This is a genomic window from Xanthomonas sp. LMG 12462 (genome assembly GCF_009192885.1).
Classification (GTDB): domain Bacteria; phylum Pseudomonadota; class Gammaproteobacteria; order Xanthomonadales; family Xanthomonadaceae; genus Xanthomonas_A; species Xanthomonas_A sontii.
Map to the genome: position 1 here is coordinate 14,674 of NZ_NMPP01000050.1, position 21,972 is coordinate 36,645.

The window sequence follows — 21,972 nt, forward strand, 5'->3', positions numbered from 1 at the left end:
CGCCTCCATAAACAAAAACGGCGGACCCGAAGGCCTGCCGTTTCGGCGGCAAGCGCGCGTGCGTGCGCTTACTGCGTGCTGTTGGCGGAGTTGAGCTTGGATTCGGCGCTCTGGGTCAGCAGCGCGTTGATCGACTGCACCTCGGCCACGTCCAGCGAGCCGAGCGCCTGGCTCAGCAGCAGACGGTTCTGCAGGAAGTTGTAGCGCGCCTGCGCGTAGGCCAGCTGCGCCTGGTACAGGGTGCGCTGGTTCTGCACCACGTCCAGCACGGTGCGGGTGCCCACTTCCAGGCCGACCTGCGAGGCATCGAACGCGGCCTGCGCCGAGACCACCGCCAGGCGCCGCGCCTCGATCTCGCTGATCCCGGCCACCACCGTCTGGTAGGCGTTGCGGGTGTTGCGGTCGAGCGCGCGCTTCTGCAGTTCGTAGGTGTCCTGGGCGATGTCGCGCTGCGCCAGCGCCTGGCGCACGCCGGACTGGGTGGCGCCGCCGGCGAAGATCGGGATGTTCAAGGTCAGGCCGATGGTGTTGCTGTCGGCGCGCGGGGTGCTGCCGCTGCCGGAGACGCTGTTGCCCCAGTTCGCGTCGCGGCCGGCGCTGGCCGACAGGCTCAGCGTCGGCAGGTGCCCGGCGCGTGCCGCCGAGACGCTGGCCTCGGCCGCCTGCACCTGGTACTGGTAGGACCGCAGCGACGGGTTCTTGTCCAGCGCCGAGGCGATCAGGCTGTCGATGTCGCCGCCGGTGGCCGGCAGCTGCGGACGGAAATCCTCCGGCAGGCCGCGCAGGTCGCGCACCGGCTGGCCGGTGATCTGGGTCAGCGCCTGGTACAGGTCCTGCAGCGAGTTGCGCGCATTGATCGTGTCGGCGCGGGCCTGGTCGTACTCGGCGCGGGCTTCGTGCACGTCGGTGATCGGCGCCAGGCCCACTTCCAGGCGCTTGTCGGCGTAGTCGAACTGCTTCTTGGCGGCGGCTTCGTTGGTTTCGGCGGCGACCAGCGATTCGATCGCCACCAGCACGTTGAAGTAGGCCGCCGAGGTGCGCACGATCAGGTCGTCGTTGGCCGAATCCAGGGTGTAGTCGGCGGCCAGGCTGCGCGCCTTCTGCGCGCGCAGGTTGGAGAACTGGGCGAAGTTGACCAGGGTCTGCTGGCCCTGCACGGCGTAGCTGCGGCTCTTGCCGGTGCCGGCCAGTTCGCCGCCGCCGCGCTCGACTTCGCTATGGTTGCGCTGCAGCGACGCGCTGCCGTTGATCTGCGGCAGCAGGGCGGCGCGCGCCTGCACTTCGCCTTCCTTGTCGTACAGCCGGGTCGATTCCGCGGAGGCCAACTGCGGGTCGCTGTTGCGGGCCATTTCGTAGACTTGCAGCAGGTCCGTGGCGTTGGCGGCCAGCGGAAACAGCGCGGCGGCCAGCGCCAGGACGAGGGATCGGCGGATCATTGCGGCTTCCTTGATGGATCAGAATGTGAACTGGGGGACTGGCGCTGCGCCTCGCAGGTAGTACGCCAGGTCGGTTTCGAACAGCGATTCCGTGCGCGGCGCGCCCGCTTCGGCATGCACCAGCACCGCTTCCATGACCGGCGCGCGGCCGCGGATCGCGAACAGGCGGCCGCCGGGGCGCAGCCAGGCCAGGAACTGGGCCGGGATCTCGGTGACCGCGGCGGTGACGCAGACCACGTCGAAGCGGCGCTCGCTGTTCCAGGCGAAGGCGTCGGCGGTCTCGATGCGGACGTTGCTGCCAAGGCCGGCGGCGTCCAGGTTGGCGCGCGCGGCGGCGGCCAGGGCCGGCTCGATCTCCAGGCTGACCACTTCGCGGCCGAGCTCGCCCAGGCAGGCGCTGACGAAGCCGCTGCCGGTGCCGATCTCCAGCACGTCCTCGCCCGGCTGCAGGTCCAGGGCCTGCAGCATGCGGCCTTCGATCACCGGCTTCATCATGAACTGGCCGTGGCCCAGCGGAATCTCCAGGTCGGCGTAGGCCACGGCGCGGTGGGCCGGCGGCACGAAGGTCTCGCGCGGCAGCCGCGACAGCACGTCGAGCACGCGCAGGTCCAGCACGTCCCAGGGACGGACCTGCTGTTCCACCATCTTTTCGCGGGCTTGGGAGTAGTCGATCGTCATTTCGGGCATCCAACGCGGAGGGCCGGGCATTTTAGCCGGCACGGAGGCCGGGCGTATGCCGCAGCATCGCCGCCGGACGGTCCGGCGCGCAGTGCCGGAAGTCATCGGCCGTCGCGGACAGCCCCACGGCCGGGCTAGCGCGCCGCATAGGCACGCAGGAAGAAGTCGATGCTGGCCTCGACATGGGCGCGGATCCGCTCCTGGCTGGCGTCGCGGCACAGCCCGCACATCATCAGCGAGTACAGCTCGCCCTTGACCAGGCAGAAGAACTGCGAGGCGGCCAGGTCGAGGTCGGCGATGTCCAGCGCGCCGGCGGCGACGTGGGCCTGCAGCAGCTGCGCCAGGTGCTGCTGGGTGCGCTTGGGACCGGCATTCCAGAACATCTCGCGGACGTGGTCGTCGCCGGTGCCCGGGGTCAGCATCATGCGGTGGGTGGCCATCGCCGCCTCGCTGCTGATCATGGCGAAGAAGGCCTGGCCGATGTCCAGCAACTGGGTGCGCAGCGGTCCTTTCAGGGCGTGCCCGAACAGGTCGTCGGGCAGCAGCGCCTGGCATTGCGCGCGCACCGCCTCGGCGAACAGGGTTTCCTTGTCGCCGTAGTGGCTGTAGACGGTGAGCTTGGAGACGCCGGCGCGGGCGGCGATGCCGTCCATGCTGACCCCGCCGAAGCCCAGTTCGGTGAACATTTCCCGTGCCGCTTCCAGGATCGCGGCGCGTTTGCCCATGTCCTTGGGGCGACCGGGCCCGGCGGGACGCGAGGAGGATTTGGCTGAGGCGGCGGACGATTTGCTGACCATGGGTGGCAATACTAGACCAGTCGGTTCGATATTTATACTAGACCCGCTGGTTCATTATTGTGACGCTGCGTTCGGCGGGCGTGGGGGCCGGGCTGCGCAGTGCGCCGGCGGGCACGGGCCGCAGGGCTACGGCATCCAATGCTTTGCTTATGCGCGGCTTACATTTGCCTAACATCGGGCTCATGGTCGCCTAATCGACTGCTCCGACGATGCCGCCATGGCCATCGTCCCCCTCTCCGCTGCTTCCGGTTTCCGCTTCGCCGATCCTGTGCTGGTCGATGCCCTGCATCCCGATCGCGCGCAGGTGGAAGCCTTCATCGCCCGGGTCTACCGCGAGCGCTACGGCGCGGTCCTGCGCGGCTTTCTTCCGCACCTGCTCGCCTACCATGGCGCCGACGGTCGCCTGCAGGCCGCGCTGGGGCTGCGCTGCGCCAGCGAGGGTCCGCTGTTCGTCGAGCAGTACCTGGCGCAGCCGGCCGAGCTGGCGATCGCCGAGCGGATGCCGCGGCGGGTGGTGCGCACGGAGTTGGTGGAGGTGGGCAATTTCGCCGCCGAGCACGCCGGGGACGCGCGGGCGATGATCCGCGCACTGACCTGCACCCTGCATGGCGCAGGCCTGCGCTGGGTGCTGTTCGTGGCGACCCGGCAACTGCGCAACGCCTTCGACCGCCTGCACCTGGCCACTGTGGAGCTGGGCGAGGCGCGCGGCCAGGACCTGCGCGACGATCCCAGCGACTGGGGCGACTACTACGCGGCGCAGCCGCGGCTGATGTTCGGCGACATCGCCGCCGGGCACGCCTTCCTGCAGCGCGAGGCGGAACCCCGCCACGGCGTGCTGCCCACGTTCCGCGCCTGCCTGGCGGGGGCGCCGTGAGCACGCCAGGCGTCGCTGACCTGCTGGCCGGCTTGCGCGGCGACGACGCGCGCGTGCTTTACGCCGATGGGGCGCTGCGCGAGCGCGATCTGCTCGAGCGCGCACAGCGCCTGGCCGATGCGCTGCAGGAGCATGGGGTGCATTGCGTCGCCAGCCGCCTGGACAACGGCCCCGAGTGGCTGCTGCTGGACCTGGCGATCCGCCTGAACGGCGGCGTGCACGTGCCGCTGCCGACCTTCTTCAGCCCGGCGCAGGTGCAGTACGCCCTGGCCAGCAGCGGTGCGCAGGGGCTGATCGCGGCGCCGGGTCCGGCCCTGGCCGACCTCGACGGCGAGGCGTTGCGCCTGCCGGAGCCGGGACTGGCCGGCCGGCGCCTGACGCAGGCGCCGGTGGCCCTGCCCGCGGGCACCGGCTGCATCACCTACACCTCCGGCACCACCGGCCAGCCGAAGGGCGTGTGCCTGAGCGCCGACGCGTTGCTGCAGGTCGCCGGCTCGCTGGCCGACGCCGCCTCGGCGCTGGCGCCGCGCCGGCACCTGTGCCTGATGCCGCTGTCGACGCTGCTGGAGAACGTCGGCGGCCTGTACGCGCCGCTGCTGTCCGGCGCGCAGATCGCGCTGCCGTCGCTGGCCGAGATCGGCTACAGCGGCGCTGCCGGCCTGGACATTCCGACCCTGATCGCCTGCCTGCACCGCTACCAGCCGCACAGCGTGATCCTGGTGCCGCAGTTGCTGCTGGGGCTGGTCATGGCCGCCGAGCGCGGCGTGCCGCTGCCCGCCTCGTTGCGCTACCTGGCGGTCGGCGGTGGCCGCGTCGGCCTGGGGCTGCTGCGCCGTGCGGCGGCGCTGCAGTTGCCGGTGTTCGAAGGCTACGGCCTGACCGAATGCGCCTCGGTGGTGGCCTTGAACCGGCCCGAGGCGCAGCGCCTGGGCAGCGTCGGACGGCCGCTGCCGCATGCGCGGGTGCAGGTGGTCGATGGCGAACTGCAGGTCGAGGGCGTGCGCTGCCTGGGCTACCTGGGCGCGCCCGGCCCGGCACCGGGGCCGATCGCCACCGGCGACCTGGGCCATGTCGATGCCGACGGCTTCGTGCACATCACCGGCCGCCGCAAGCATGTGTTCATCACCGCGTTCGGCCGCAACGTCTCGCCGGAGTGGGTGGAAAGCGAACTGCTGCAGCATCCGCTGATCGCCCAGGCGGTGGTGTGCGGCGAGGCGCGTGCGCACAACCTGGCGGTGCTGTGGCCGCGCCGCGCTGGCGAAGACGACGCCGCGCTGCACGGCGCGCTGGCCGAGGTCAATGCCGGCCTGCCCGATTACGCCCGCGTCGCCGGCTTCGTGCGCGCCGCCGCGCCATTCAGCGCCGCCGACGGCCTGCTCACCGGCAACGGCCGCCCGCGCCGCGACGCCATCCTGCAGCGCTACGCCGACGCCGTGGCGCAGCGCTATGCCGAACTCGAACCCGATCCCACCCCAGGAGCCTTCCAATGAGTTTCCATGCCCGGCTGCTCGCCGAGACCCAGGCCGAACGCGCCGACCTGATCGCCATCCCGATCATCCAGACTGCCCTGGCCGGGCAGATCGCCGGCGCCGACTACGTCGCCTTCCTCGGCCAGGCCTATCACCACGTGCGCCATACCGTGCCCCTGCTGATGGCCTGCGGCGCGCGCCTGCCGGCACGGCTGGAGTGGCTGCGCAGCGCGGTGGCCGAGTATATCGAGGAAGAACTGGGCCACCAGGAGTGGATCCTCGACGACCTGGCCGCCTGCGGCGCCGACCGCGCCGCCGCCGCCGCCTCGATGCCATCGGCGGCGACCGAACTGATGGTGGCCTACGCCTACGACACCATCGCCCGCGGCAATCCGGTGGGCTTCTTCGGCATGGTGCTGGTGCTGGAAGGCACCAGCGTGGCGCTGGCCACGCGCGCGGCCGAGAGCATCGAGACCTCGCTGGGCCTGCCGCGCAACGCCTTCAGCTACCTGCGCTCGCACGGCGACCTGGACATCGAGCATGCCGGCTTCTTCGAAGGCCTGATGGACCGGCTCGACGATGCCGACGACCAGCGCGCCGTGGTGCATGCGGCCAAGCGCTTCTACGGCCTGTACGGCGACATTTTCCGCAGCCTGCGCGCACAGCCGGCGCTGCCCATGGCGGAGGCCGCATGATGGATCTCAACGGACGCAGTGTGATTCTCACCGGCGCCAGCGGCGGCATCGGCGCCGCCCTGTGCGACGAGCTGGTGGCCGCCGGTGCCTGCGTGCTGGCGGTCGGCCGCGACCCGGTGCGCCTGGCGCAGGTCGCCGGCCGGCATCCGCAAGGGCGGGTGCTGCCGCTGCCGCTGGACCTGTCCACGCCGGCCGGGCGCGCGCAGTTGCTCGCCGCCGCCGGGGCCTTGCCGATCCGTCCCTCGTTGCTGCTGATCGCGCATGCGCAGAGCGGCTTCGGCCTGTTCGCCGAGCAGTCCGAGCAGGATCTGCGGCAATTGCTCGACACCAACCTGATGGCGCCGATGTTGCTGGTGCGCGCGCTGCTGCCGTTGCTGCAGGCGCAGCCGCAGGCCACGGTGGTGGCGGTGGGCTCGACCTTCGGCAGCCTGGGCTTCCCCGGCTTTGCCGGCTACAGCGCCAGCAAGTTCGGCCTGCGCGGGCTGTTCGAGGCGCTGGCGCGCGAGTACGCCGACAGCCATGTGCGTTTCCAGTACCTGGCGCCGCGCGCCACCCGCACCGCGTTCAACACCGCGCAGGTGGATGCGATGAACCAGGAGCTGAAGGTCGGCGCGGATACGCCCGAGCGGGTGGCGCGCGCGCTGCGCCAGGCGATCGAACGCGGCGATCGGCGCCTGCAGATCGGCTGGCCGGAAAAACTCTTCGCCCGCCTCAACGGCGCCCTGCCGGGGCTGGTGGACCGCAGTTTGAAAGCGCAGTTGCCCGTGGTGCGCCGGCATGCCGCGCGCGCTCCTTCCCGATTTGGAGATGCCCGATGAACGTCCGTCTGCGTGCGCTGTCGTTGTTGCTTGCGCTGTCGCCGCTGGGGGCGGCCGTCGCCGCCGCGCCGCTGACGCCGGCAGTGGTCGCGGTGCGCGACCAGTGGGCCCAGGTCGCCTACCAGACGCCGAAGCCGCAGCGCCTGCAGGCCTATGCCAGCCTGGCCGCGCAGGCGGCCGCCGCTCGCCAGGCGGCGCCGCGCGATCCGGCGGCGCTGATCTGGGAGGGCATCGTGCTGTCCAGCGAAGCCGGCGAGCGCGGCGGCCTCGGCGCGCTGGGCCTGGTCAAGCGCGCCCGCAGCGATTTCGAGCAGGCGCTGGCGCTGGACCCGGCCGCCCTGAACGGCGCCGGCTGCACCAGCCTGGGCGCGCTGTACTACCAGGTGCCGGGCTGGCCGGTGGGCTTCGGCGACGACGCCAAGGCGCGCGCGCTGCTGCAGCAGGGCCTGCAGTACGACCCGGACGGCATCGACGCCAACTACTTCTACGGCGATTTCCTGCGCGCGCAGAAGGACTGGAGCGGCGCCGCGGCGGCGCTGCGCAAGGCCCTGGCGGCGCCGCCGCGGCCCGGCCGCGAGGTGGCCGACCACGGCCGCCGCCAGCAGATCCAGGCGGCGCTGCACGAGGTCGAAACGCATCTTGCCAGCCGCTGAGCGGCCGCCCACACTGCGGTCATGCGCATCCTGCTGGTGGAAGACGATCTGTCGCTGGGAGAGGGCATCCGCACCGCCCTGCGCCGCGCCGCCTATTCGGTGGACTGGGTGCAGGACGGTGCCGCCGCGCTGGCCGCGATCGGCGATGGCGAGATCGACCTGGTGCTGCTGGACCTGGGGCTGCCGCGGATGGACGGGCTGGAGGTGATCCGGCGCACCCGCCAGCTCGGTGCCGACGTGCCGATCCTGGTGCTCAGCGCGCGCGAGCGGCCGGCCGACCGTGCGCTGGGCCTGGACGTGGGCGCCGACGATTACCTGGGCAAGCCCTTCGACACCACCGAACTGCTGGCGCGCACGCGTGCGCTGCTGCGGCGCAGCGCCGGCCGCGCCACGCCGCAGCTGGAGATCGGCGCGCTGCACCTGGACCCGGAGCGCCTGGCGGTGCGCTGGCGCGGCCGTGCCCTGGACCTGACCCGGCGCGAGTTCGCCCTGCTGTGGCTGCTGGCCGAGCGCCACGGCCGCGCCATCGCCCGCGATTCGATCCAGCAGCGGCTGTACGGCTGGGACGAGGATGTGGCCAGCAACGCAGTGGATGTGCACGTGCACCAGTTGCGGCGCAAGCTCGATCCGGCGCTGATCCGCACCGTGCGCGGGGTCGGCTACGCGCTCGACACCCAGGCCGCGACGGCGGCGCCATGAGTTCGATGCGGCGACGCTTGCTGGGCGGCCTGCTCGGCGTGGTGGTGCCGGTGTTCGCGCTGACCGCGCTGCTGAGTTACCGCGCCGGGCTGCAGGAGGCCGGCGAGATGTTCGATGCCAAGCTGGTGCAGTCCTCGCGCGTGTTGCTGAGCCTGGTCGACGAGCCGCTGGACGATCTGTCGCGGCTGGGTCCGGCCGGCGATGCCATCGTGATCCGCGGCTGGCATGGCCAGGCGCAGGGCGTGGGCGAGGCGCTGGCGTTCCGCACCGGGCACGCCTACGAAAGCAAACTCGCGTTCCAGGTGCGCGACCGCAATGGCCATCTGCTGCTGCGCTCGGACAGCGGGCCGACCCGGCAGCTGGCGCCGCTGCGCGCCGGCTTCGCCGACGTCACCCTGGATGGCGACCGCTGGCGCACCTTCAGCCTGCGCTCGCCGGGCGGGCGCTGGTTCCAGACCGGCGAACAGGCCGATATCCGCGAGGAACTGGCCGAGGACATCGCGCTGGGCACGGCCCTGCCGTTGCTGCTGGCCCTGCCGGTGCTGGTGGTGCTGGTATGGCTGGTGGTGAGCTGGGCCAGCGGCGCCCTGAGCCGGGTCTCGCAGGCGATCGGCGAGCGCGACCCGCAGCGGCTGGAACCGCTGCCGCTGCAGGGCGTGCCGCGCGAGATCCTCGGCCTGGTCGCCGCGGTCAACGGGCTGATGCGGCGCCTGCAGACCGCGCTGGAGCGCGAACGCCGCTTCATCGCCGATGCCGCGCACGAACTGCGCACTCCCATCGCCGCGCTGAAGGTGCACGCCGACAATCTGCGCCAGGCCCGCGACGCCGACGAGCGCAGCGAATCGCAGCGGCACCTGGACGCCAGCGTGCGCCGGGTGGAGCGGCTGGTCGCGCAGTTGCTGACCCTGAGCCGGGTCGAGCCGGGGGCTGCCGCCACGGCGCTGTCGCCGCTGGCGCTGGACGCACTGGTGGCGTTGCAGGTGGAGGAGGCGCGCGACCAGGCCGCGCGCCGCGGCCAGCACCTGCACCTGCGCCGCAACGACCCGGCACGGCTGCCGGCCAACGAGGCGGGGCTGTCGGCGCTGGTGCGCAACCTGATCGACAACGCGCTGCGCTATGCGCCGCCGCAGGGCCAGGTCGAGGTGGCGCTGTGCGCCGGCCGTGACGGCGTCTGCTTCAGCGTCGAGGATTCCGGCCCCGGCATCCCGGCCGAAGCGCGCGAGCGGGTGTTCGCGCGCTTCCACCGCGAGCTGGGCAGTGGCGTGGAAGGCAGCGGCCTGGGCCTGGCGATCGTGCGCGAGGTGGTGACCGCGCACGGCGGCGAGGTGACCCTGGACGCCTCGCCGACCCTGGGCGGCCTGCGCGTCTGCGTGACCCTGCCGCTGCCCCCGTGAGCCAGGCCTGGGCGTCAGGAACACCCTGACATCGGCGCCGAACAGGCGGTGATAGATTAGCCATCTGCCCACAGGGGGTACCCGCGCGCCGTTGCAGGTGTGATTCGGAAAGGGATGGAACAGGGGGATCGGCGTCACGATAGTCGCGACGGCGCGCTAGCGCTGTGTCGCCGCCTGGGCGTGGTGATATGCCTGCTGCTGGCGCTGTGCTGCGCCAGTGCCGCCGCGCGCGCCGAACCGGCCGCGCCGCTGACCGAGCGCGCGGTGCTCGACCGCCCGGTGATCGCGCGCTGGACCATGGAAGAGGGGCTGCCGCACAACCTGGTGCACGCGCTGGCCCAGGACCGCGACGGCATGATCTGGGTGGGAACCTGGGAAGGCGTGGCCCGCTTCGACGGCCGCGCCTTCACCGTCTTCGATCGCCAGAACACCCCGGGCATGGAGTTGTCGGGCGTGTTCGCACTGCTCGCCGAAACCGATGGCGGCATGCTGGTCGGCACCGCCTACGACGGCGTGTTCCGCTACGCCGCCGGGCGCTGGGAGCATCTGGGCGATGCGCGCGCGCAGCGCCTGCGGGTTACCGCGATGCTGCGCGATGCCGGCGGCGCGCTGTGGGTGGGCAGCGAGGACGGCCTGTTCCGGATCGAGGCCGACGGCCGCCTGGTCGATGTCGGCACCGCCGCGGGGCTGCGCCGGACCCGCATCGCCGCGCTGCTGCGCTACCGCGATGCGGTGCTGGTGGGCACCTCGCAGGGGCTGTTCCGCCTGACCGCGCACGGCACGCAGGCGCAACGCTGGGGCACGGCGGCGATGCGCACCGCCTCGATCCGGCGGCTGACCCCCGACCGTCACGGCGGCCTGCTGGTGGCCAGCGACGAGGGCGTGTTCTGGCTCGGCGGCAACGGCGAGCTGCAATGGCTGCGGCGCGGCCAGCGCGTCGATGCCGCGCTGCAGGACCAGGACGGCCAGCTATGGATGAGCCTGTCCAGCGGGCAGCTGTTGCGGCGCACCGCCAACGGCGCCAGCGACGAAGTCCTGTCGATCTCCGGCGTCGTCAGCCCCGCGTTGATCGAGGACCACGAGGGCCTGGTATGGGCCGGCAGCACCGACGGGCTGTTCCGTGTCGCCAAGGGCGACGCCGGCGGCCTGACCCGCCAGGACGGGCTCGGCAGCGACTACGTGCGCGTGGTCGAGCAGAACGCCGATGGCACGATCTGGATCGGCCACGCCGCTGGCGTGGACCGCTGGGAGGGCGGCCGCATCCGCGCGGTACGGCTGAGCGAGCGGCCGGGCCGCGATCCATCGGTGCTGGCGCTGGCCGCTGCCCGCGACGGCGGCATGTGGGTGGGCACTTACGACCAGGGCGTGCTGCTGCTGTCGGCCGACGGCACGATCCGGCAACGCCTGGGCGTGGCCGCGGGCGTGCCGCGGACCATGGTGCGCGCGCTGCTGGCCGATGCCGACGGCGGCCTGTGGATCGGCGGCAACGAGGGGCTGCTGTACCGCAAGGGCGATCGCACGCGGGCCTACGGCAGCGCCGACGGCCTGCCCGGGCGACAGGTGCAGGCGCTGTACCGCGACCGCGCCGGCGTGCTGTGGATCGGCACCAATCAGGGCGTCGCCACGCTCGCGGGCAACGGCACGCTACAGGCGCGGCCAAGCGGGCAGGGCTTCCCGGCGCAGAACGCCTTCGACTTCCTGGAAGATGCCGACGGCACCCTGTGGGTCGCCAGCGACCGCGGCCTGCTGCGGCTGCGCGGCGGGCAGTGGCGCATCTACGACCATAGCGTCGGTCTGCCGCGCGACAAGCTGTTCCGGCTGCTCGACGACGGCAACGGCAACCTGTGGGCGAACAGCAACCGCGGCGTGCTGCGCATCGCGCGTGCGCGGCTGGCGGAGCTGGACGCGGGCCAGCGCAGCACCCTGGCGGTGGACGTGGTCGACCGCAGCGACGGCATGCCCGGCGGGCAGGGCAACGGCAGCAGCGCACCGGCCGGCTGGCGCAGCCGCGACGGGGCGCTGCTGATCCCGACCTCGGCCGGGCTGGCGCTGATCGATCCGGCCCTGCCGAGCCGGCGCAACGTGCGTGCGCCGCCGCTGGTGATCTCGCATGTGCAGGTGGACGGCGTGGCGCAGCCGCTTCGTGGCGAGTACCGCCTGCACGGCGGTGTCGCCCGGCTCGCGGTCGGCTATGCCGGGCTGAGCTTCCGCTCGCCGGACAAGGTGCGCTACCGCTACCGCCTGCAGGGATTCGACCGGCAGTGGGTCGATGCCGGCAGCAACGAGGAAGCCGTCTACACCAACCTGCCGTCGGGCAGCTATCGCCTGGACGTGCAGGCGATGACCAGTCCGCTGGACTGGTCGCGCAGCGAACGCATCGGCAGCGCCTCGCTGCAACTGCAGCTTGTGCCGCCGTTCTGGGAGCGCTGGCCGTTCGTGGTGCTGGCGGCGCTGTGCGCGACCGGTCTGATCCTGTGGTGGTACCGCGGCCGCAGCTATCGCTACCGGCGCCGCCAGCGCCGGCTCAACACCATCATCGCCGAGCGCACCCACGAGCTGAAGGCCAAGAACCTGGCGTTGAAGCTGGCCAACCTCGAACGCGAGGACCTGGTGCGCAAGCTCGCCTACCAGGCCGGGCACGATGCGCTGACCGGCCTGCCCAACCGGCGCACCGGCGATCCCTATCTCAACACGGCGCTGGAGCGGGCGCTGAGCGCGCGCACGCCGTTGTGCGTGGCGCTGCTGGACATCGACCACTTCAAGAAGATCAACGACGCCTACGGCCACGAGATCGGCGACGAGGTGCTGCGCCGGGTCGGCGAGGCGCTGCGCGACAGCCTCGGCGAGCAGGCGTTCGCTGCGCGCCATGGCGGCGAGGAATTCCTGCTGGTGCTGCCCGGCCTGGACCAGGAGGCGGCGCGCGCGCGCCTGGACGCGCTGCGCCTGCGCGTGGCCGACCTGGTGCTGTACGCCGACGACGGTCGCGCGGTGCGCTTCACCGCCAGCATCGGTTTCGCCTGCCTGTCGCCGGCCCTGCGCACCCGCCGCGACCTGCTGGTGAAGGCCGACAAGCACCTGTACCAGGCCAAGCGCGAAGGCCGCGATCGGGTGGTCGGCTAGGCCGCTGCCGCAACCCGGACGCAGCGCGTCGGTGGCGCAGCGACGAACGTTGTGCGGGAAGCGCGCGCAGGCGCCAGGCAGGCGCCAGGCAGGCGCCGCGAAGCGCGTGGGGCGTTGCAGTGGGGCGTTGCGCACCGCCGCATCGCTGCGGCGGGCGGGAGACGGCCGGCGCGGGTGCGCCGCCGCGGATCAGGCCTGCAGGCGCTGCAGCACCGCCTGCGTGGCGGCGTCGGTGGAGATGCCCTGGCCGGGCGCGGCGAGATCGGCGGTGAACGCCTGCGCGTCGAGCGCGGCATCCACCGCCTGCTCGATCGCCGCCGCCTCGGCTTCCAGGCCCAGCGAGTGGCGCAGCAGCAGCGCCGCGCTGAGGATGGTCGCGTAGGGGTTGGCGATGCCCTTGCCGGCGATGTCCGGCGCCGACCCGTGGATCGGCTCGTACAGGCCGATGCGGCCGTCGCCCAGCGAGGCCGACGGCAGCAGGCCCAGCGAGCCGGCCAGCATCGAGGCTTCGTCGGTGAGGATGTCGCCGAACATGTTCTCGGTGACGATCACGTCGTACTCGCGCGGCTTGGCCAGCAGGTGCATGGCCATCGAATCGACCAGTTGGTGTTCCAGGCGCACGTCCGGGAATTCCTCGCGGCCGATGCGCGCGGCGACGTCGCGCCACAGCCGCGAGGTTTCCAGCACGTTGGCCTTGTCCACCGAGACCACGTGGTTGCGGCGCTGCCGGGCCAGGCGGAACGCGCTGCGCAACACCCGTTCGATTTCCGCGACGGTGTAGCGGCACAGGTCGCTGGCGTCGCTGGCGCTGCGGGTCTTGTCGCCGAAGTAGATGCCGCCGGTCAGTTCGCGCACCACCACGATGTCCACGCCCTGCAGCAGGTGCGGCTTGATCGGGGAGGCGTCCAGCGCCGCCTTGTGCGGCTTGACCGGGCGCAGGTTGGCGAACAGGCCCAGGCCGCGGCGGATCGCCAGCAGGCCCTGTTCGGGGCGCACCTTGGCGTTGGGGTCGGACCACTTCGGTCCGCCGACCGCGCCCAGCAGCACCGCGTCGGCGCCCTGGCAGGCGGTCAGCGTCGCCGCCGGCAGCGGCTCGCCGTGGCGGTCGATGGCGATGCCGCCGATGTCGTGTTCGTGGAACTGGAAGTCGTGGCCGTGGCGTGCGGCGACGGCGCGCAGCACCGCGACCGCGGCGGCGGCGACTTCCGGACCGATGCCGTCGCCGGGCAGGACGACGATGTCAGCGTGCATGGGTGGCCTCGTAGCGTTCGATGTCGGGTTGGCGCAGCAACAGGTAACCCATCTCGTCCACGCCCTCGAGCAGGCAGGTCTGCGAGAACGCATCGAGCGGGAAGCTGTAGACGCGGCCGTCGGGCGTGCGCAGCTCGCGCGCGGCCACGTCCACGGTCAGTTCGTCGTCCGGGCGCTGCATCAGCGTCTGCACGTCGTCCTCGGCCAGCACGATCGGCAGCAGGCCGTTCTTGAGGCTGTTGTTGCGGAAGATGTCGGCGATCTCGCTGCTGACGATGGCGCGCAGGCCCAGGTCGGTCAGCGCCCACGGCGCATGCTCGCGCGAGGAGCCGCAGCCGAAGTTGCGCCCGGCCAGCAGGATCTGGCGGCCGGCGTTGTGCGCTTGGTTGAAGGCGAACTCCGGGTTCGGCGTGCCGTCGGCCTGCCAGCGCCAGTCGTTGAAGGCGTGGCGGCCGAGGCCGGCGCGTTCGGTGGTGGACAGGAACCGCGCCGGGATGATCTGGTCGGTGTCGATGTTGGTCTGGCGCAGCACCACGCTGCGCGAGGTGAGGGTGGCGAAGCCGGCCATCACGGGGTCTCCTGGGAAGCGACGGAGTCGGGGGCGGGCGCCGCGGTGTCGGCCACCGGCGGCAGCGCCGCGGGCGGCACGTGCGGCGGCAGCAGCGGCTGGTGGCGGTGCGCGAAGGCGCGGGTGGTGGTGGCGACGAAGGTCAGCGTGGCCGCGAATGCGGCGATGTGCGGCGCCATCACGCGACCTCCGCGAACAGCGCGCGCGGATCGCTGACCTGGCCGTTCACCGCGGCCCAGGCCGCGGTCAGCGGCGAGGCCAGCAGGGTGCGCGACCCCGGGCCCTGGCGGCCTTCGAAATTGCGGTTGCTGGTGCTCACCGCCAGTTGCCCCGGCGCCACCAGGTCGCCGTTCATGGCGATGCACATCGAGCAGCCGGATTCGCGCCATTCCGCACCGGCCGCGCGCACCACCTCGTGGATGCCCTCGGCCTCGGCCTGGCGCTTGACGATCTCCGAGCCCGGCACCACCAGCATGCGCACGTGCGGCGCCACCTTGCGGCCGCGCAGCACCTGCGCCACTTCGCGCATGTCGCTGAGCCGGCCGTTGGTGCAGGAGCCGACGAACACCACGTCCACCGGCGTGCCGATCAGCGCGTGCCCGGCTTCCAGGTGCATGTAGTGCAGGCCCTTCTGCGCTGCCGGATCCTGCGCGGCCGGGATCGGCACGTCCACCGCGATCGCGGTGCCGGGGTGGGTGCCCCAGGTCAGGGTCGGGCGGATGTCGCGCGCGTCGATGCGCACCTCGGCGTCGAAGCGCGCGCCGGGATCGCTGCGCAGCTGCGACCAGCGCTGCACGGCGGCGTCGAAGTCGGCGCCCTTGGGGCCGCGCGGGGTGTTGGCGACCCAGTCGAAGGTGACCTGGTCCGGCGCGACCATGCCGGCGCGCGCGCCGGCCTCGATCGACATGTTGCACAGGGTCATGCGCTGCTCCATGTCCATCGCTTCGATGGTGGAGCCGCGGTATTCCAGCACGTGGCCGGTGCCGCCGTTGACCCCGATCACGCCGATGATGTGCAGGATCACGTCCTTGGCGCCCACGCCCGGCGCCAGCGGCCCGTCGACGGTGATCGCCATGGTCCTGGCCTTGCGCTGCAGCAGGCACTGGGTGGCCAGCACGTGGCCGACTTCGCTGGTGCCGATGCCGAACGCCAGCGCGCCGAACGCGCCATGCGTGGAGGTGTGGCTGTCGCCGCAGACGATGGTCATGCCGGGCTGGGTAAAGCCCTGTTCCGGCGCGATCACGTGGACGATGCCGCGGTTGTCCGAGCCCATGTCGAACAGTTCGATGCCGTAGTCGGCGCAGTTGCGCGCGAGCATGTCCACCTGCGCCTCGGAGGCCGGGGTGTAGTACGGCAGCTTGCCGTCGGCGCCGCGCGGCAGGGTCGGCGTGGAGTGGTCCATCGTCGCCTTGGTGCGGTCGGGCCGGCGCGGCGCCAGGCCGCGCGTCTTGAGTTCGGTGAACGCCTGTGGCGAGGTCACTTCGTGGATCAGGTGCAGGTCGATGTACAGCACCGCCGGGGCGGCGGCGCTTTCGGGGACGACGACGTGCGCGTCCCACAGCTTGTCGTACAGGGTGCGGGGAGTGGCGGACATTGCGGAACTACCTGGCAGGAAAGCTGGGCGGGGAAGGGGAGCGAAGGCGAGCGTGCACGAGGACGATGACCGCGCTGTGGCCGCTCAGGCCAGCGCGTCGGCCGCGGCCGGCGCGCCCTGGCGCTGGCGCAGCACGCGGTTGGCCACGTCCAGCCAGGCCAGCGCGCTGGCCTCGATGATGTCGCGGCTGGTGCCGGTGCCGTCGTACTCGACCTCGCCGTGGCGCACGCTGAGATTGGCCTCGCCGCGCGCGTCGGCACCGATGCCGACGCTGTGTACCTGGTAGCTGTCCAGCACCAGCTGCACGCCGGTAGCGGCCGACAGTGCGGCGAACAGGGCGTCCACCGGGCCGTCGCCCTCGGCGCGCTCGCTGACCCGCTGGCCGTCCGGATCGGACAGCTCGACCTGCGCGCTGGCGCGCTGGCCACGGTCGCTGACGGTCATCGACGACAGGCGGTAGCCCTGGCTCTCCGGCGCGTCCTGCATCATCGCCTGCAGGTCGGCGTCGTTGACCACGCGCTGCTGTTCGCACAGCGCCTTGAACGCGTCGAAGGCGATGTTCAGTTCGGCCTCGTCCAGCACGTAGCCGAGCGCGCGCAGGCGCTGCTCGACCGCGGCGCGGCCGCTGTGGCGGCCCAGCACCATCTGCGAGGACTCCCAGCCCACGTCTTCCGGGCGCATGATCTCGTAGGTGCCGCGGTGGCGCAGCATGCCGTGCTGGTGGATGCCCGACTCGTGGGCGAAGGCGTTGCCGCCGACGATCGCCTTGTTGCGCTGCACCGGCATGCCGACCAGGCGCTGCAGCAACTGCGAGGTGGCGACGATGCGCGGGGTGTGGATCGCGGTGTCCAGTTCGTAGAACGCGTTGCGCACCTTCAGCGCCATCGCGATCTCTTCCAGCGCGCAGTTGCCGGCGCGCTCGCCGATGCCGTTGATGGCGCATTCCACCTGCCGCGCGCCGCCTTCCACCGCGGCCAGCGAGTTGGCCACGGCCAGGCCCAGGTCGTTGTGGCAGTGCGCGCTGAATACCACGCGGTCGGCGCCGGGGACGCTGGCGATGATCCGCGCGAACATGCCGCGGATCTCTTCCGGGGTGGTGAAGCCGACCGTGTCGGGCAGGTTGATGGTGGTGGCGCCGGCGGCGATCGCCACGCTGGCGACCTCGGCCAGGAAATCCTCCTCGGTGCGGGTGGCGTCCTCGGCCGAGAACTCCACGTCGTCCACGTACTGGCGCGCCAGCGCGACGTGCTTGCGCACCGACTCCAGCACCTGCTCGCGGGTCATGCGCAGCTTGTGCTCGCGGTGCAGCGGGCTGGTCGACAGAAACACGTGCAGGCGCGGATTGGCCGCCGCTTCCAGCGCCCGTGCCGAGGTCTCGATATCGGCGGCCAGGCAGCGCGACAGCACCGCCAGGGTCGGGCCGCGCACTTCGCGGCCGATCAGCGCCATCGCCTCGCGGTCGGACTGCGAGCTGGCCGGGAAGCCGGTCTCGATGATGTCCACGCCCAGCTCGGCCAGGGCGCGCGCCATCACCAGCTTCTGCGGCGGGGTCATGCTGCAGCCGGGGGATTGCTCGCCGTCGCGCAGGGTGGTGTCGAAAATGCGGATGCGGGGGGTCTGGGAAGAAACGGAAGTGTTCACCAGATGGGTTCCTCTACGGCGGCGGTGGCTTGCGGATGGGGATGCGGGGACGCGGCGATGCGGGCAGGAGCGGGCGGGGCGGGACGTTGGCTACGAAGTCGCTCGGCGCTGCGGCGGCGCGGCTTGCGCGGCGGGCGCGGGCGCACCTCCGACAGCAGCGTCGCCAGCACGCCGGCGTCGATGTTGCCGCCGGACACCACCGCGCATTTGCGCTTGCCGGCGACGCGGCGCCCGGCCGCCAGGGCCAGCGCGCCGGCGCCCTCGGCGATGACGTGCTCCTCCAGCGCCAGGCGGACCAGCGTTTCGCGCAGTTCCGCCTCGCGCACGATCACCACGTCGTCGAGCAGGCTGGCGCACAGCCGGCGGGTGATGAACCCGGGGATTTTAACCTTGACGCCGTCGGCCAGGGTGGGCACCGGATCCACGGCGCGGACGTCGCCGCGGATCGCCCGCGCCATCGAGTCCACGCCCTCGACCTGCGCGCCGACCACGCGCACGCCCTGCGAGCGCAGCGCCAGCGCCACACCGGAGGCCAGGCCGCCGCCGCCGATCGGCACGATCACCACGTCCGGGGCGTGCGCGGCCAGCTCGATGCCGACCGTGCCCTGGCCGGCGATCACGTCCGGGTCGTCGAAGGCGGACAGGAAGCGGTAGCCGTTCTGCTCGGCCAGTTCGCGGGCGAAGGCGAAGGCCTCGTCGTAGCTGTTGCCGTGCTGGCGCACGGTGGCGCCCCAGTGCGCGACGCCGGCGATCTTGGTCTGCGGCGCGCCGTGCGGCATCACCGTGATCGCCTGCACGCCCAGCCGGTGCGCGGCCCAGGCCACGCCCTGCGCGTGGTTGCCGGCGGAGGCACAGATCACCGCGCGCTCGTCGCCGCGTTCCAGCCCGGCCAGTAGCGCATTGAGCGCGCCGCGGACCTTGTAGGAACCGGTGCGCTGCAGGTTTTCCAGTTTCAGCCAGACGCCGAAGCGCTCGGCGTAATGCACCGGCGTCGGCGGCAGATAGCGGCGCAGCCGCGCCTGCGCGGCCAATACGTCGGCCACGCTGACGGCGACGTGGCCTACGTCCGGCTCCTGCGGGGCGGGGATGTTAGACATGCGCTCGGGACCCGCGGCCCGGGACCCGGGACCCGGGAAAAGCGGGTTCCCGGAGAAGCGACCTCCATGGAAGAAGACACCTCCGCGCAGTCCTGGCTTTCGCGCGTCTCGCGCTGCGCCCGACGCCCGCGGCGACCGCCACGGGTCCCGGGTTCCGGGCCCCGGGTCCCGACCGCCTCATACCACCCCATCCAGCGCGGTCACGCGCACCGATTCGCAGTCGTAGACCTTCTCCATCTGCAGGCGCAAGGTCTCGCCGGGGCGGTTGCCGTCCACCACCAGTTGCAGGTGCCAGCGGCCGGCGTCCTCGGCCACCGGTGCGCCGCTGATCGAGATCGGCGCGAAGCCGCGGCGTTCGGCCATGCCGATCGCGCGCAGCAGGGCGCCGTCGATCGGTTTCAGCACCAGGTCAAGCTGGTAACGCATGTGTCGTCTCCTGGCGCTGGGCAGCGGGATTGCTTTCCAGCATGGTGCTGTTGGCGGTATTCGGCGGCACCAGCGGCCACACGTTGGCGCGCGCGTCGATGGCCACGTGCAGCAGCGCCGGGCCCGGCTGCGCCAGCAGCTCGGCCAGCGCGTCGTCGACCTGGCCACGCGCGGTGATGCGCTTGGCCGGGATGCCGAACACCTGCGCCAGCGCGGCGAAATCCGGGTTGTCCGAGAGGTCGATCTCGCTGTAGCGCTCGGCGAAGAACAGTTCCTGCCATTGCCGCACCATGCCCAGCGAGCTGTTGTCCAGCAGCACGATCTTCACCGGCAGCTTGCAGCGGGCGATGGTGACCAGCTCCTGCACGTTCATCATGAAACTGCCGTCGCCGCTGACCAGCACCACGGTGCGGTCCGGGCAGGCGAACTGCGCGCCCATCGCCGCCGGCAGGCCGAAGCCCATGGTGCCCAGCGCGCCGCTGGTCAGGTGGTTGCGCGGGTGGTTGAAGCGGCAGTGCTGGGCGACCCACATCTGGTGCTGGCCGACGTCGCAGGCGATCACGGTGTCGGCCGGGGCCAGTTCGCTCAGCCGCTTCAGCAGGCCGGGCGCATAGATGTCCTGCCCGGGCGCGTCGTAGCGCGCGCCGAACTTCTCGCGATGGCCGACGCAGCGCGCGTGCCAGGCCTCGCAGGTGCTGGTCGCCGCGGCCAGCGCACGCAGCGCCTGCGCCACGTCGCCGGGCACGGCGATGTCGGCCTGGCGCAGCTTGGAGATCTCGCAGGCGTCGGCGTCCAGGTGGATGACCCGCGCGAACGGCGCGAACTCGGCCAGCTTGCCGGTGGCGCGGTCGTCGAAGCGCGCGCCGACCACGATCAGCAGATCCGACTCCTGCACCGCCATGTTGGCGGCGCGGGTGCCGTGCATGCCGAGCATGCCCAGGTAATGCGGGTGCGCGTGCGGCAATGCGCCCAGGCCGCGCAGGGTCAGCACGGTGGGGATGCGGGTGGCCTCGACGAACGCGCGGAACGCGTCCACCGCATCGCCCAGGGCGATGCCGCCGCCGCCGTAGATCACCGGCTTCTCGGCGCCGGCGATCGCCGCCAGCGCCTCGGCCAGCACCGCATCCTGCGGCGCCGGCGGGGTCGGCACCGCCGCCGGCACGTGCGCCGGCAGATGCGCGGCATCGGCCAGCTGCACGTCCTTGGGCAGGTCGATCAGCACCGGCCCCGGCCGCCCTTCGCGGGCGATGCGGAACGCGTCGCGCAGCACCTGCGGCAGGTCGTCCACGTGCCGCACCAGGAAGCTGTGCTTGACGATCGGCAGGGTCAGGCCGAACACGTCCAGCTCCTGGAACGCGTCGGTGCCCAGCAGCGGCGTGGCGACCTGCCCGGTCAGGCAGATCATCGGCACCGAGTCGAGCATCGCATCGGCGATGCCGGTGACCAGGTTGGACGCGCCCGGGCCGGACGTGGCGACGCACACGCCGACCCGTCCGCTGGCGCGGGCGTAGCCGTTGGCGGCCAGCGCCGCGCCCTGTTCGTGGCGGACCAGGATGTGCTTGAGCTGGCTGTCTACCAGCGCGTCGTAGAACGGCATGATGGTGCCGCCCGGATAGCCGAACAGCGTGTCCACGCCTTCGGCTTCCAGGGCCTGCGTCAGCCAGCGCGCGCCGTTGCGGGGCGTGCCGTGAGCGGAGGAGTTCATACGGTGGCGACCTTTCGGTGGAAGCGGGTGGGGGAGCCGCGGATTACGCGGCCTTGGTGCCGCCGGCGGCCGGTGCGGCAGCGGCGTCGCCGTTGAGCCACACCATCTTGGCGCGCAGCTGCTTGCCGACCGTTTCGATGGGGTGGTCCAGATCGGCCTGCTTGAACTTCTTGTAGTTCGGCAGGCCGGCGTCGTATTCGGCCACCCAGTTCTTGGTGAAGGTGCCGTTCTGGATGTCGGTCAGCACGTCGCGCATGCGCTCCTTGGTCGCCGCGTCGATCACCCGCGGGCCGCTGACGTAGTCGCCGTACTGCGCGGTTTCGGAGACGAACTCGAGCATGCGGGTGATGCCGCCTTCGTAGAACAGGTCGACGATCAGCTTCAGTTCGTGCAGCACTTCGTAGTAGGCGATTTCCGGCTGGTAGCCGGCTTCCACCAGCACTTCGAAGCCGGCCTGCACCAGCGACGAGGCGCCGCCGCACAGCACCGCCTGCTCGCCGAACAGATCGGTCTCGGTCTCTTCCTTGAAGGTGGTCTTGATCAGGTTGGCGCGCGCGCCGCCCAGGCCGGCGGCGTATTCCAGCGCGAACTGCTCGGCCTTGCCGCTCTTGTCCTGGTACACCGCCCAGATGCACGGCACGCCGCGGCCGATCTCGTACTCGCGACGCACCAGCGCGCCCGGGCCCTTCGGCGCGACCAGCACCACGTCCAGGTCGGCGCGAGGCTTGATCATGTCGAAGTGCACGTTCAGGCCGTGCGCGAACAGCAGGCACGCGCCCTGCTTCATGTTCGGCGCCAGCACTTCTTCGTACAGCTTCTTCTGCACCATGTCCGGGGTCAGCACCGCGACCAGGTCGGCGTCCTTGACCGCCTCGGCGGGGCTCTTCACCACGAAGCCGTCGGCCTGCGCCTTGGCTTCGGTCGGGCCGCCGGCACGCAGGCCGATGGTGACGTCGAAGCCGGACTCGCGCAGGTTCAGCGCGTGCGCGCGGCCCTGGCTGCCGTAACCGACGATGGCGATCTTGGTGGTGGGCTGGGCGGAACTGGTCATTGTGCG

Annotated in this window: 20 protein-coding genes; 8 read left to right on the forward strand and 12 right to left on the reverse strand. The window is 71.9% G+C overall.

Annotated elements, in window-relative coordinates:
- Window positions 1-68: 68 nt before the first annotated feature.
- The 3 genes from CEK69_RS13250 to CEK69_RS13260 form a co-directional block, all read right to left on the reverse strand.
- Window positions 69-1,436, reverse strand: a complete 1,368-nt coding sequence (locus CEK69_RS13250; protein ID WP_017911135.1) for a TolC family outer membrane protein — start codon at window positions 1,434-1,436, stop codon at window positions 69-71.
- An 18-nt stretch (window positions 1,437-1,454) separates the two neighbouring features.
- Window positions 1,455-2,114, reverse strand: coding sequence for a protein-L-isoaspartate O-methyltransferase (locus CEK69_RS13255; RefSeq protein ID WP_010344493.1), 660 nt, complete (start codon window positions 2,112-2,114; stop codon window positions 1,455-1,457).
- A 134-nt stretch (window positions 2,115-2,248) separates the two neighbouring features.
- Window positions 2,249-2,839 carry a TetR/AcrR family transcriptional regulator gene (locus tag CEK69_RS13260; protein WP_017911136.1) on the reverse strand — a complete coding sequence of 197 codons (591 nt, stop codon included), beginning with the start codon at window positions 2,837-2,839 and terminating at the stop codon, window positions 2,249-2,251.
- A 289-nt stretch (window positions 2,840-3,128) separates the two neighbouring features.
- On the opposite strand from CEK69_RS13260, the gene CEK69_RS13265 reads away from it, so the two are divergent.
- The 8 genes from CEK69_RS13265 to CEK69_RS13300 all read left to right on the forward strand — a co-directional run bounded on the left by CEK69_RS13265 (window position 3,129) and on the right by CEK69_RS13300 (window position 12,633).
- Window positions 3,129-3,785: a thermostable hemolysin gene (locus CEK69_RS13265; RefSeq protein WP_043094822.1), complete on the forward strand. Its 657-nt coding sequence runs from the start codon at window positions 3,129-3,131 to the stop codon at window positions 3,783-3,785.
- A complete protein-coding gene (locus CEK69_RS13270) occupies window positions 3,782-5,275 on the forward strand; it encodes an AMP-binding protein (protein ID WP_152246078.1) in 1,494 nt (497 codons plus the stop codon). Before CEK69_RS13265 ends, CEK69_RS13270 begins: the two co-directional genes overlap by 4 nt.
- Window positions 5,272-5,949: an iron-containing redox enzyme family protein gene (locus CEK69_RS13275; protein ID WP_043094824.1), complete on the forward strand. Its 678-nt coding sequence runs from the start codon at window positions 5,272-5,274 to the stop codon at window positions 5,947-5,949. Before CEK69_RS13270 ends, CEK69_RS13275 begins: the two co-directional genes overlap by 4 nt.
- Window positions 5,949-6,767: an SDR family oxidoreductase gene (locus CEK69_RS13280; RefSeq protein ID WP_017917188.1), complete on the forward strand. Its 819-nt coding sequence runs from the start codon at window positions 5,949-5,951 to the stop codon at window positions 6,765-6,767. The genes CEK69_RS13275 and CEK69_RS13280 overlap by 1 nt, the downstream gene beginning before the upstream one ends.
- Window positions 6,764-7,420, forward strand: a complete 657-nt coding sequence (locus CEK69_RS13285) for a tetratricopeptide repeat protein (RefSeq protein WP_150411446.1) — start codon at window positions 6,764-6,766, stop codon at window positions 7,418-7,420. The genes CEK69_RS13280 and CEK69_RS13285 overlap by 4 nt, the downstream gene beginning before the upstream one ends.
- Window positions 7,421-7,441: 21 nt before the next feature.
- Window positions 7,442-8,119: a response regulator transcription factor gene (locus CEK69_RS13290; RefSeq protein WP_010344484.1), complete on the forward strand. Its 678-nt coding sequence runs from the start codon at window positions 7,442-7,444 to the stop codon at window positions 8,117-8,119.
- Window positions 8,116-9,513, forward strand: a complete 1,398-nt coding sequence (locus CEK69_RS13295) for an ATP-binding protein (protein WP_226975158.1) — start codon at window positions 8,116-8,118, stop codon at window positions 9,511-9,513. The genes CEK69_RS13290 and CEK69_RS13295 overlap by 4 nt, the downstream gene beginning before the upstream one ends.
- Before the next feature lie 180 nt (window positions 9,514-9,693).
- The gene (locus CEK69_RS13300; protein ID WP_226975159.1) at window positions 9,694-12,633 is read left to right on the forward strand and encodes a ligand-binding sensor domain-containing diguanylate cyclase; all 2,940 of its coding nucleotides are present in this window, start codon (window positions 9,694-9,696) and stop codon (window positions 12,631-12,633) included.
- 189 nt (window positions 12,634-12,822) lie between these two features.
- Here the strand turns inward: CEK69_RS13300 and leuB are convergent, their stop codons facing one another.
- The 9 genes from leuB to ilvC all read right to left on the reverse strand — a co-directional run bounded on the left by leuB (window position 12,823) and on the right by ilvC (window position 21,966).
- Window positions 12,823-13,884 carry a 3-isopropylmalate dehydrogenase gene (leuB, locus tag CEK69_RS13305; RefSeq protein WP_152246082.1) on the reverse strand — a complete coding sequence of 354 codons (1,062 nt, stop codon included), beginning with the start codon at window positions 13,882-13,884 and terminating at the stop codon, window positions 12,823-12,825.
- Window positions 13,874-14,452, reverse strand: a complete 579-nt coding sequence (gene leuD / locus CEK69_RS13310) for a 3-isopropylmalate dehydratase small subunit (RefSeq protein ID WP_152239328.1) — start codon at window positions 14,450-14,452, stop codon at window positions 13,874-13,876. Before leuD ends, leuB begins: the two co-directional genes overlap by 11 nt.
- On the reverse strand, window positions 14,452-14,631 hold the full coding sequence (locus CEK69_RS13315) for a hypothetical protein (RefSeq protein ID WP_043094828.1): 180 nt from the start codon (window positions 14,629-14,631) through the stop codon (window positions 14,452-14,454). The genes leuD and CEK69_RS13315 overlap by 1 nt, the downstream gene beginning before the upstream one ends.
- Window positions 14,631-16,046 carry a 3-isopropylmalate dehydratase large subunit gene (gene leuC / locus CEK69_RS13320; protein ID WP_017910522.1) on the reverse strand — a complete coding sequence of 472 codons (1,416 nt, stop codon included), beginning with the start codon at window positions 16,044-16,046 and terminating at the stop codon, window positions 14,631-14,633. The genes CEK69_RS13315 and leuC overlap by 1 nt, the downstream gene beginning before the upstream one ends.
- Window positions 16,047-16,130: 84 nt before the next feature.
- Window positions 16,131-17,687 carry a 2-isopropylmalate synthase gene (locus CEK69_RS13325; RefSeq protein ID WP_026144683.1) on the reverse strand — a complete coding sequence of 519 codons (1,557 nt, stop codon included), beginning with the start codon at window positions 17,685-17,687 and terminating at the stop codon, window positions 16,131-16,133.
- Complete coding sequence (locus CEK69_RS13330) at window positions 17,684-18,784, reverse strand: threonine dehydratase (protein ID WP_017910520.1); 1,101 nt, start codon at window positions 18,782-18,784, stop codon at window positions 17,684-17,686. The genes CEK69_RS13325 and CEK69_RS13330 overlap by 4 nt, the downstream gene beginning before the upstream one ends.
- 177 nt (window positions 18,785-18,961) lie before the next feature.
- A complete protein-coding gene (locus CEK69_RS13335; protein ID WP_017910519.1) occupies window positions 18,962-19,210 on the reverse strand; it encodes an ACT domain-containing protein in 249 nt (82 codons plus the stop codon).
- Window positions 19,194-20,915, reverse strand: a complete 1,722-nt coding sequence (gene ilvG / locus CEK69_RS13340; protein ID WP_017911171.1) for an acetolactate synthase 2 catalytic subunit — start codon at window positions 20,913-20,915, stop codon at window positions 19,194-19,196. The genes CEK69_RS13335 and ilvG overlap by 17 nt, the downstream gene beginning before the upstream one ends.
- A gap of 43 nt (window positions 20,916-20,958) precedes the next feature.
- Window positions 20,959-21,966: a ketol-acid reductoisomerase gene (gene ilvC, locus CEK69_RS13345; protein ID WP_010343386.1), complete on the reverse strand. Its 1,008-nt coding sequence runs from the start codon at window positions 21,964-21,966 to the stop codon at window positions 20,959-20,961.
- Between the last annotated feature and the right edge of the window lie 6 nt (window positions 21,967-21,972).